This window comes from Acidobacteriota bacterium, assembly GCA_040752915.1.
Taxonomy (GTDB): Bacteria; Acidobacteriota; UBA4820; order UBA4820; family DSQY01; genus JBFLVU01.
On record JBFMHB010000034.1, the window covers coordinates 26020 to 34104 of the forward strand.

Annotated in this window: 7 protein-coding genes; 2 read left to right on the forward strand and 5 right to left on the reverse strand. The window is 65.4% G+C overall.

The window, feature by feature from the left end; genetic code table 11:
* Positions 1-134: 134 nt before the first annotated feature.
* The 4 genes from AB1824_07970 to AB1824_07985 form a co-directional block, all read right to left on the reverse strand.
* Positions 135-458 (reverse strand): carboxymuconolactone decarboxylase family protein, encoded by a 324-nt coding sequence (locus AB1824_07970; GenBank protein MEW5764901.1) that lies wholly within the window; start codon positions 456-458, stop codon positions 135-137.
* 69 nt (positions 459-527) lie between these two features.
* Complete coding sequence (locus AB1824_07975) at positions 528-2243, reverse strand: serine hydrolase domain-containing protein (protein ID MEW5764902.1); 1716 nt, start codon at positions 2241-2243, stop codon at positions 528-530.
* Positions 2244-2323: 80 nt separating this feature from the next.
* A complete protein-coding gene (locus AB1824_07980; GenBank protein ID MEW5764903.1) occupies positions 2324-4144 on the reverse strand; it encodes an ankyrin repeat domain-containing protein in 1821 nt (606 codons plus the stop codon).
* Positions 4134-4412: a tetratricopeptide repeat protein gene (locus AB1824_07985; protein MEW5764904.1), complete on the reverse strand. Its 279-nt coding sequence runs from the start codon at positions 4410-4412 to the stop codon at positions 4134-4136. Before AB1824_07985 ends, AB1824_07980 begins: the two co-directional genes overlap by 11 nt.
* Positions 4413-4723: 311 nt before the next feature.
* On the opposite strand from AB1824_07985, the gene AB1824_07990 reads away from it, so the two are divergent.
* Both AB1824_07990 and AB1824_07995 read left to right on the forward strand, forming a co-directional pair.
* A complete protein-coding gene (locus AB1824_07990) occupies positions 4724-5872 on the forward strand; it encodes a histidine kinase (GenBank protein ID MEW5764905.1) in 1149 nt (382 codons plus the stop codon).
* Positions 5869-6648 carry a LytTR family DNA-binding domain-containing protein gene (locus AB1824_07995; GenBank protein ID MEW5764906.1) on the forward strand — a complete coding sequence of 260 codons (780 nt, stop codon included), beginning with the start codon at positions 5869-5871 and terminating at the stop codon, positions 6646-6648. The genes AB1824_07990 and AB1824_07995 overlap by 4 nt, the downstream gene beginning before the upstream one ends.
* A 563-nt stretch (positions 6649-7211) precedes the next feature.
* Here the strand turns inward: AB1824_07995 and AB1824_08000 are convergent.
* On the reverse strand, positions 7212-8085 hold an 874-nt coding region (locus AB1824_08000; protein MEW5764907.1), incomplete at its 5' end, for a hypothetical protein.

The window sequence follows — 8085 nt, forward strand, 5'->3', positions numbered from 1 at the left end:
CGCCTTCCCCTTCCAGTCCTACTCCATAGAATCTGCCGTGCTCGCTGGCCTTGGCTCCCGGCGGACCCTTCAAGGTACTTTTCCTTGAGCCTCCGCGACTCGCGCGCAGACCGAGTCAGTGTCCTGGAGGCGTTTCAGGACCCATCGTAGGCCTCCAGCGCCGCGGGCAGGGACCGTGTGACCCCGTGGCCCGCGGCGGGGAGCCCGAGCAGAACGGCGCTGATCACTTCTTCGCGGGAGGCGCCGTTTTCCCTCGCCGCCCTCGCATGGAAAGGCACCCCGCTCTGCAAGCCAACCGCGGCGAGAACCGACAGGTACGCCAGCGCGGAGGTCTTCTTGTCCAGGGCGCTCGCCGCGGAAAGTCCTTGAACCATCTCACCCCAGACCTTCGAGTGGCCCGGCGCTTCCTGCATGAAAGCATGAAACGCGACGCTGATGAGGGGCTGTTCTTCGGTCATGGCTTCCTCCCCCGAATGTTCATGGGCCGCGGGCGTGAAGCACGAGAAGCGCCTCGTCAAAGGAGCGCCTCACCCCCGGGCCGGTTTCCCTCCCAAATAAACCCTGGAAAACGAAAAGCCACCCACTGACTCGTGCCACAGGGTAAACCCCGTCACGTCGCCGGCGGCATCGCGGGCCAGCCTCAGCTCACCGAGGGAACAGACGAGGATGTCCTTGCCCGCGCAGGCCAGGTCGTGCGTACCCACGGATCTGCGCTGCGAAACCTTGAGCCGGCCATCCTCCCTTGTGATGGAGTACACGGCTCCCAGAACGGGACTGTAGTAGAGGCCCGTCACCGCGGCGGGCCCTGCGGGCTCCTTCGTGCTTTCGGGAATCCGCGAGGCTGTCAGGAGAGTCCCCTTCAGGTTCAGCTCGATCTTCTCCGCAGGCCCGGCTTCCGGAGCAAGAGCCCGGACGACGATATCCCCTTCGGCGTTGGACACCGAGCCTCCGTCTTTGGGAATGAGCCGGACGTTTCCCTGCCCCAGGTAGGTCCCCCAAGTCTCCTCCCCATCGACCGACAGGCAGACAAGGTCGCCGCCGCCTTCCAGCCGGTAGGTGCCCAGCAGCCGCTCCCGGAGGGCTCCTGCTTCCCCGGAAGGGAAGGGCGGCGCCGCCCGGGTCTTGCTTTCCGTCCGTTTCAAGGACGTCTCGCCGAAGAGCACAAGATCGAGTACCGCGTTGCGAACCTCCAGGGGATCGATGTTCGCGCTGTTGCACAGGACCGCGACGCCGAGATCGGATTGTGGGCAATAGGTCATGTCCGACACGAACGCGGCATCCGAACCTGCATGGCCGACGGTCGCGTTGCCTCGGTATTGGCCCTGGGCGAGACCCATGGCGTAGGGCGCCTCCTCGCCGCTGGTCAGCCTCCCGGGTGTGCAGAGCTTCTCGAAGAGCGCCGCCCCGCCGATCTGATTGTTCCTGAAGTTCAGCATCCACCTGGCCATGTCCGCGGCGCTGGTGTAGACGAGTGTCGGGCCCGGGATACGGGCGTTGGTGATGTACTTCTTCAGAGCCCCCTCGGAGCACCAGTAGCTTTCAGCCCGGTCCTCCACGATCGCCACTTCGCTCTCTGGGACTCGCGTGCGGCCCATGCCGAGAGGTCCGAACAGGTTGTCTTGAATCCAGGCACTGAAGGTCTGCCCGGTTCGCCGCTGTATGATCTCCGCCAACAAGGCGTAGTTCGTGTTGGAATAGCTCCACCGGGTCCCTGGAGGATATTCCAGGCCCGCCCCGGCCTTGAGGATTTCGTGTACATCGGAGAAGGTGCGGTGATCGCTGGGGAATAGCCCGGCGTATTTGAACAGCTTCAGGTACTCGGGCAGGCCGCTGGTCTGGTACAGCAGGTGGGCGAGGGTCAGCGGCGACCCGTAACCGGGCAGTTCGGGCAGGTGCTTGTGGACGTCGTCCGCCGTAGAAAGCAGACCCCGCTGCTCGAGGAGCAGAATGGCCCAGGCGGTGAAGTGCTTGGAAACGGACCCGACGTTGAGAACCGTCTCGGTTGTCATGGGCGTTCCCGTCTCCACGTTGGCCAGTCCATAGGCCTCGCAGAGGAGGATCTTCTGGTCCTTGACCACGGCCACAGAGAAGCCGGGACCTTCCTTCGCGACGATCTTGGATGCGAGGAGATCGATCTTCGCCTTCAGCTTCCGGTCGGTCGGGTCCGCTGGCCCCTTCGGCTGGCCGATTGCGGAGCACGCGATCAGAGCCAGCCCGACGGCGATCTCCACCATCCTGCTCATCGCCATTTCCTCCTTCGCCTGGATACTCGAAGATCCCTTTCCGCCTATCGCACCTTCCGCGGAGTTGCGTTTCCCCGGATTCACTTCGCCCTTGCGATCCCCGCTACCTCGAAGCTGTCGCCGGGAAACCTCGGCGCTTCGATGGGGACGGTCAGCTTCGCTTTCTCGGCTTCCTTTGCGAAGAGCGCGCAGGCGGTCTCGCTGTTGCCGGCGTGCATGGGGAAAAGAACCTTTGGGGCCAGTTTCTCGGCGGTGTAGTAGACGCCCAATCGCACGGCCTCCACGTCGCCGAAGCCGCAGCCGCTTACGGGCGCGAAGAGGATGTCGGGCTTGAGCCCCTTCTCGGCGAGGTAATCGATCTCCGCCTTGAAGGGCTCCGAGAAGTCCTTCTTGCGGTTCGCGTGGTCACCCGAGTGGAGGAGGCTCACGCCGTCGCACTTCACGAAGAAACCCACGCCGCCATCGTTCGCCGCGATGGTGGTGACCTCCGCGCCATCGAAGGATTGGGTGGTCCGCGGGGCCATCTTGGCGTAGCCGGTCTGGTTCGGAGGGTCGAAACCCGTGACGATCACGAGGCCGGGCATGGCCTTTTTCCAGTCGAAGATGGCCGGGGAATAGTGATCCCGGTGGGCATGGGAGACGAAGACGATGACGCGCCGGCCCTCGAGTTCCTGCGGGACGATCCACCCGTTGCGAAAGGACGGCGTGTCGCCCATGTCTCCGGGGCGGCTGTAATCGAAGATCAGCAGGCGGTTTCGGGTCCGCACGGCCCAGCTGCTGTGCCCGAGGTAGGTCACCACGGCTTCCCCATCACGGGAGGGGGGGGTGAGGACCGGCGGCTCCAGGCATTCCTTCGAAGGCTCTGGACAGGCCTTGGAGAGCGCTTCGACCGTCTTGACCTGGCCGTAGGCGCGCGCGTAGTCCATGGCGGTCCTTCCCGTGGCGTCCTTCGCACCGGCTTGCGCGCCTTTGGCCAGAAGGGAAGCGGCCACGTCGGAATAGCCGAACACGGCGGCGAAGTGGAGCGGCGTCCGTCCCTCCTTGTTGGACGATTGGGAGCAAGCCCCCGAAGAAAGCAACAGGTGCGCCAGCTCCTTCTCGCCGAATTTGAGGGCCATGACCACCGGCGCGTCGCGTCCCTCCATCCGGTAGTTCGGGTCCGCGCCCCGCTTGAGCAGGGCCCTCGCGCCAGAGGGGTTGTTCCCGGACAGGGTGAACAGGAGGGGGGTCCAACCGTCCTCCGTCCGGACGTTCGGCGAGATCCCCGCGTCGACGAGCAGGTCGATCATCTCGGGACCGCCGCTCCAGGCGGCCAGGTGCAGCAGAGTCATGCCACGTTCCTTGCGGAATCCGGGATCGGCTCCCTTCTCGATGAGGAACTTGGCCACGGGATACTTGTTGCGCTCCACGGCCAGCGAGAGGACCGAGTTGCCCACCCGGCTCTTGTCGTCCTTCAGGTCCGCTCCGCGATCGAGTAGGAGCGCGACCGATTCGACGCTGTCGCTCGCTGCGGCGTAGAAGAGGGGCGTCTCGTTGTCCACCTCTCGGGCATTCAGGTCCGCGCCCCGCTCGAGCAGAATGCGGATCACCTCGGGATGGCCCTTCCAGGCCGCCATGTGGAGGGGCGTGAGGCTGTATTTTGTCTCCTTCCGGTTGACTTCGGAGCCATGGTCCAGGAGAAAGACGACCACGCTGGCCTGGCCTTCGAAACAGGCGTGGTGCAGGGGAGTACGCCCGTCGGTGTCGGCCTCCCGGACCAGCTCGGGCTCTTTCCCAAGGAGAGTCTTCACGGTATCCAGATCGCCCCGCTTCGCCGCCTCGTGGATTTCACCCGCCGAAAGGGCTGGAGCGACGAGAATCGCCGTCCAGATCCAAAGCCATCGGTACCATCTACGTGTCATGCGACCCTCCTTGAGCGCATCCAGTGCGCAGTTCGCGCAAGCGATGGAGGTGCGCCCGGGCCTGTTCCACCTCGCCCTTGGCGAGGTACGCCTCGCCCAGGCATGCGCAGATGGCCGGCGACTCGGGAAAGACGCTCGCCATGTTCCGAAGGAACTCCAGTGCCTCCTCCACGTGTCCGTCCCGGAGCAAGCCGCCGCCCAGGGCCAGGATTTCCTCCTCCACGGTCCGGGCTTTTCCGCGAAGGGGCGGTATGGGCTCAACCGTCATGTGCGCCTCCTGGCACCCTGTACGGTGACGGCCATGGGGAAGTTCTCGCAAGTCTTTATTATTCAACGCGATGCGAACAAACAAGGCAGGCTCGTCCGTGCACGACGACCTCTCGTCACGCCAGGGTGTCCGTTCGTCCCCCCGAAGGGTGGAATGACCCGCGCCCGGGCGGACGCGGCCCGGCCCGAAACCCTGTTGGCGAGGTGGGGGGAAGGGCCCGCCGGCTGCCGCTCGTCCCGGACAACGGCGCGTTCGTCCCCCTCCCCTTTATCACCCGATAAGGAATGGCATAGCATGACATGGGGTGAGCGATGCAGGCGGACAAGGAATCCACGGCGGCGATGGCCGCCGGAAACCGGCGGGGGCTTTTTGCTCTGGGCGTTTTCGCCGCCTTGACCTTGACCGGCGTCTTTTTTGCCGCCGAACTTTACTTCGGCTTCTTCGGTTCAGAACTTGACAAGCCCTTCTCCTACTACCTCATCTGGACGCTCTCCACGGCCTGGAGTTGGCTCGCCGTTTTTCCGATCCTTCTCGCCTGCGCGCGCCGCTGGCCCTTCACGGCGGAGCGGTGGGGCCGCTCCCTCGCGGGGCACGCGCTCTGCTTCCTGGTCGTAAGCCCCCTGCAGGTTACATTGGACATTCTCCTGACCACGACGGGGTACGCACTCGACCGGGGCACCCATCTGCTGGCCCTCCTCAGCCTTTCGGATCAGATGTACGCCTCTGGCCTGGCGGGCGCCCCCGTCCCCTTCGCCCTTCTCACGGGCCTGATTCACGGCATCGGATATTACCGAAAGTACCGGGAGAGGGAATTGGACGCATCTCGCCTCGGGAACGCCCTCGCCCTGGCCCGCCTCCAGCAGCTTCGGTCTCAGGTCAACCCCCACTTTCTCTTTAACACCCTCAACGCCATTGGAGCCCTCAGCCGCCGGGACCCGGAGGCGACGAACCGGATGATCACGCTCCTGTGCGCCCTGCTGCGCCGCTCCTTGGATTCGCAGACCAGGCAGATGGTCCCCCTCGGGGAGGAGGTGGCCTTCGCGATGGACTACCTGGAGATCGAACGCGTGCGGTTCTCCGACCGCTTGAAGACGGTCTTCGACGTTCCCGACGACCTCCTCGACGTCGAGGTTCCCAGCCTGATCCTTCAACCCCTCGTGGAGAATGCCGTCCGCCACGGCATCGCACCCAGGTCCGCTCCGGGCCTGGTCACCGTGAGCGCAAGGAGGACGGAAACCTCCTTGAATCTCGTCGTGGAGGACGACGGCGCGGGCCTTCAGCCGGCTCGGGGGAATTCCGACGGGCTCGGTCTGCGGCTCACGCGCGAACGCCTCGAACTCCTGTACAGGGGCGCCGCCCGATTCGACGTGTCCGTCCGCGCCGGCGGCGGCACCATCGCAACGGTCACGCTGCCTCTTCCAGCCGGCGGACACGAGCCGCATGGGGAGCCCACAAGATGACGCTCAGAGTCGTGATCGCGGACGACGAACCCCTCGCTCGGGACCAGCTTCGCCACCTTCTCTCGACCGAACACGACGTAACCATCGTCCGGGAGTGCGCCAACGGGCCCGAGACCGTGGCGGCGGTGCGCGCGGACAAGCCCGACCTGCTTCTCCTGGACATCCAGATGCCGGACCGGGACGGCTTCGAGGTCCTGTTCGAATTGCGGCCCGAGGAGACCCCGGCGGTCATCTTCGTGACCGCTTACGACCAGTACGCCTTGAAAGCCTTCGAAGTGCGGGCCCTGGACTACCTCCTCAAGCCCGTCGACCCCCGGCGCCTCCGGGAGGCCCTCCGTAGAGTGGCCGCTCAGGGCCCCCGTTCCGCCGCCGAGCAAGACAAGGACCGGCTCGCCGATTTGTTGAGGGAAGTCTCCGAGCGCCGCCGCTCCTACCAGCGGCTCGCCGTCCCTTCGGGGGACAAGATCCTCTTTCTTCCGACGGAGAGCATCTTCAGTTTCGAGGCCTCCGGCAATTACGTCCAGATTCACGCGGCCGGGGGCAAGTACCTGCGGCGCCAAACCCTCTCCAGCCTTGCCGAGCGCCTCGACCCCGAAAGGTTTGTTCGGGTGCACCGGTCGTGGATCGTCAACGTGGATTCCATAAGGGAACTCGTGCCCTGGTTCCGCCACACCTTCATCCTGGTCCTGGAAAACGGCCAGCGCATCCACATGAGCCACACCTTCCGCGACGCCATCGACGGGCTTCTCGGCAAGCGCCCGCCCAGCGCCACCTGAGCGCCGCCACCGACCCGCGCCTCTGAGCGAAGGCTGCCGCCCCAATGGCGGGCCCGAGAAAATTGGAGCCCCGGGACTACCCGGGGCCCCGTGAGCGCCCATGGTGCCGCCGCGCTTTCGCTCGCCGGCCTATCCGGCGATCCGGGGCTTCTGATTGGCCGCAGGACGCCCCGAGAATCGGCCGCGCGCACGGGCGCTCACGGAAAGGGGTTGTGAGGTTATGGAGGCAAGGACGACGGGAGCCTGCCGGTCCGGCCCGAAGCGGATAGTCTTGTGTACGGGCGGTCGTCTCATGATCGGCTCCCTCCGGCGGTTCTGCCCGCCTTAGGACCATCATCGGACGCCGACCCTCGGTCTTCCAGGAATTTGGGACGAACCGTCCGTTCCGGAGGACCAGGGCACCTGCGGCGGTGGCGGCGTCCCCGGAGCCGGATGGCACCCGGCCTGTCAGGGCGCCGTCATCCGGCTGCCGGAGGGCGATTGCGGGCCTTTTGGAGGGGAAAAAGACGAGGAGCCCCGGCATGGCCGGGGCTCCTTTGTGAAGAGGAAGCGTGGGAGAGAGGTCAGAAGGTCCAGCGGATGGCAAGGCGGATCCGGCGAGCCACCTGGTGGCCGGTTTCCTTGCCAAAGTAGGGATAGGTTTGATTGGCGCCGACGTCGTGGTTGTTCCAGGTCTGTTCCACCGCCGTGGTGCGCTGTTCGTTGGTCACGTTGAAGATGTCGGCGCGCAGGGCCAGGTTGGACTTCCAGAGCTTGAAGGTGTACTGGGCGCCCAGGTCGATCTGCCAGGTGTTCGGCGTGCGGCCCGCGGTGCCGCGGGGGGCGCAGAAGCCCTCGTCGGTGCCGTAGAGGTCGTCGGCGCCGAGCTTGGAGATGGGCGTTCCGCTCTGGAGGGTGAAGGAGCCGGAGAGCTCGAGGGGGATGTTCTCGAAGAAGTACCCGCCGTACACCTTCAGGACGTGCGTGCGGTCGTTGGGCAGGAGACCCGACGCGTTGACCAGCAGCTGGGGCAGGTCGTACTTGGAGGTGATGTTGGGGTCGAGCTGGCCGTTGTCGTTGGAGAAGAGACCCTCGTAGTTGCCCTTCAGGCGGCTGAGCACGTAGGAGCCCTGCAGCATCCAGTGGTTGGAGAAGCGCTTGTCGGCAGTCAGCTCGAGGGCCTTGTAGATGCGCGTGGGCTTCGGGAACGTGTAGTTGGACACCGTCGTGACGCCGTTCTCCGTCCGCGGCAGGGGCTGGAAGATGCCTCCCCACTTGTCGGGGTTCGTCACGATGTAGGTCAGGCCGCCGTCGAGGGAGATGTCCTCGATGGCCCGGCCCAGGGTCCGGTAGATGGCCCGGGCGCCCACCGAGAAGTCGGGGCGCACTTCGTACTGGAAGCCGAGGATCGTTTCGTTGTTGTAGGAGCCCTTCAGGCTGCCGCCGTTGGGGCCGCCC

Coding starts and splice junctions, on each gene's coding strand:
- AB1824_07970 (MEW5764901.1), bottom strand. CDS start 458: ATGACCGAAGAACAGCCCCTCATCAGCGTCGCGTTTCATGCTTTCATG.
- AB1824_07995 (MEW5764906.1), top strand. CDS start 5,869: ATGACGCTCAGAGTCGTGATCGCGGACGACGAACCCCTCGCTCGGGAC.
- AB1824_07980 (MEW5764903.1), bottom strand. CDS start 4,144: ATGACACGTAGATGGTACCGATGGCTTTGGATCTGGACGGCGATTCTC.
- AB1824_07975 (MEW5764902.1), bottom strand. CDS start 2,243: ATGAGCAGGATGGTGGAGATCGCCGTCGGGCTGGCTCTGATCGCGTGC.
- AB1824_07990 (MEW5764905.1), top strand. CDS start 4,724: ATGCAGGCGGACAAGGAATCCACGGCGGCGATGGCCGCCGGAAACCGG.
- AB1824_07985 (MEW5764904.1), bottom strand. CDS start 4,412: ATGACGGTTGAGCCCATACCGCCCCTTCGCGGAAAAGCCCGGACCGTG.